Origin of the sequence: Megalodesulfovibrio gigas DSM 1382 = ATCC 19364 (genome assembly GCF_000468495.1) — a bacterium.
Classification (GTDB): domain Bacteria; phylum Desulfobacterota; class Desulfovibrionia; order Desulfovibrionales; family Desulfovibrionaceae; genus Megalodesulfovibrio; species Megalodesulfovibrio gigas.
In genome coordinates, this window is record NC_022444.1 from 2,251,204 (window position 1) to 2,252,998 (window position 1,795).

The following is a 1,795-nucleotide window of genomic DNA, read 5'->3' on the forward strand; positions in this document are numbered from 1 at the left end:
AAAAGGTTTCCCCTCTCGCAACGTCTTGAGCTGTTATCTTTACCACCCCCCTTGCAGGGAGCAGCGATGCAGCCACGCATCAGCATGATCACCCTGGGCGTCGCGGACCTGGACCGCGCCACCCGGTTCTATGAAGAAGGCCTGGGCCTGCCCCGGATGCCCTTTGAAGGACGGATCAGCTTTTTCTCCCTGCAGGGGACCTGGCTGGCCCTGTACGACCGCGCCACCCTGGCCGAGGACGCGTTGCTGCCTCCCGGCATGGTGCGGCCCCTGGAGGAGGGCGGCTTCTCCGGCGTCACCCTCTCGCACAACGTCTCCAGCAAGGCGGAGGCGGATGCCGTGCTGGCCCGGGCCGTGGCGGCGGGGGCGCGGTTGCTCAAGCCGGCGCAGGACGTCTTTTGGGGCGGCTATTCCGGCTATTTTGCCGATCCCGACGGCCATCTCTGGGAAGTGGCCTGGAATCCGCATTGCTGGATCGGACCGCCGGCCATGCCGCCGGACGCGGCGTAGCTGCTACAGATTCGGCTTATTCCCACTTTCCTGTCCAAACTGCTGCGCCAGCAGCCGCAGCACGGCGCGTGTCATGCCGTCTGCCGCAAAGTGCCTGAGCCCGGCCCGGTGGGCCGCCATGGCCAGCTGCCGGCCGTGCGACGGGTGCGTCAGCAGCGCCGCCGCCTCCCTCGCCAAGCCGTCCAGATCCCCCACGGGCAACAGCTTGCCGGTGGCATCCGGGATTACCATCTCTGCAATGCCGCCGGCCGCCCAGGCCGTCACCGGGCAGCCCTGGGCCATGGCTTCCAGCACCGTCAGCGGATGATTGTCTGCCCAGGACGGGTACACCAGACAGTCCGCCGCGGCGAACATCCGGCTCAACGCCTCGGATTCCAGATAGGGCCAGCGTACCAGGTCGCCCTGGCGGCTGTGGGCAGTCCCGCCGATCAGATACCCCACGGCCTGTGGCGCGGCCTGCTTGATGCGGTCCCACAGGCGCAGCCAGGTGTCGCCGGCCTTCACGCCGGCAGCCTCGCCGCCATGGGCCACGAACACGGCCAGCCGCGCCGCGGGGGAGAGGCCGATGGCCTGTTTGGCCGCACGTTTGTCCGGCAGGGCGGCGGGCCAGGGGATGCCATTGGGAGCCAGCCGGGGAGCCAGGCCGGGAATGGCCTGCCGCAGCAGGTCGCAGCCCCACTGGGACGGGCACAGGGCCAGGGGCTGGAGCCGGTGCAGCAACGCCGCGGCGTGTTGCCGTCGGGCGGCGGTGTCCGGCAGGCCGCGGGGGCAGGGATCGGCGCAGGCACGGTCCAGGCCGGGGCAATCCGTGGGAAAGACACAGCCGCCCGTGGCCAGGCGCATGTCGTGAAACGTGATGCACACCTTCGAGGCCAGGGGCAGGAGCCGTTCCAGCAGGCCCAGCCAGTCGCCGCTGCCGTGCAGGTGCAGGAGCCATCCGCGACGGATCGCCGCTTCCAGGGCCGCGAACCAGTCCCCGTGCCAGTCATCCATCCAGCGTTGGCCGGCCTCGCTCTGGACGATCTCGAAGGATCGCGCCGTCTCCACGCCCTGGCACTGCATGCCCGCGCAGAGCAGATCCGCCACACGGGCCGCACCGCCGCGGCGCTCCAGGAAGCTGTGATGCAGGACGCCGGGCAGCGCCGGCGTGGAACTCGCGCGTGTTTCCAACATGCCTCGCGAAAAAGCGTTTTTGGAGAAGGAGGATTCCCCGCTTACAGTAATCCAGGGCATTTTAGTTTTGAAAAAGGACATTGCGAGAGGGGAAACCTTTTTACAAAAGGTT

Annotated in this window: 2 protein-coding genes; one reads left to right on the forward strand and one right to left on the reverse strand. The window is 68.3% G+C overall.

All coding sequences use genetic code 11. The annotated features are described in order from the left end of the window. The first annotated feature begins 66 nt into the window (after window positions 1–66). Window positions 67–510 carry a VOC family protein gene (locus DGI_RS09885; protein ID WP_021760849.1) on the forward strand — a complete coding sequence of 148 codons (444 nt, stop codon included), beginning with the start codon at window positions 67–69 and terminating at the stop codon, window positions 508–510. A gap of 3 nt (window positions 511–513) precedes the next feature. Here DGI_RS09885 and DGI_RS09890 read toward each other — a convergent pair whose 3' ends face one another. Next, the gene (locus DGI_RS09890) at window positions 514–1,683 is read right to left on the reverse strand and encodes a glycosyltransferase (protein ID WP_021760850.1); all 1,170 of its coding nucleotides are present in this window, start codon (window positions 1,681–1,683) and stop codon (window positions 514–516) included. Between the last annotated feature and the right edge of the window lie 112 nt (window positions 1,684–1,795).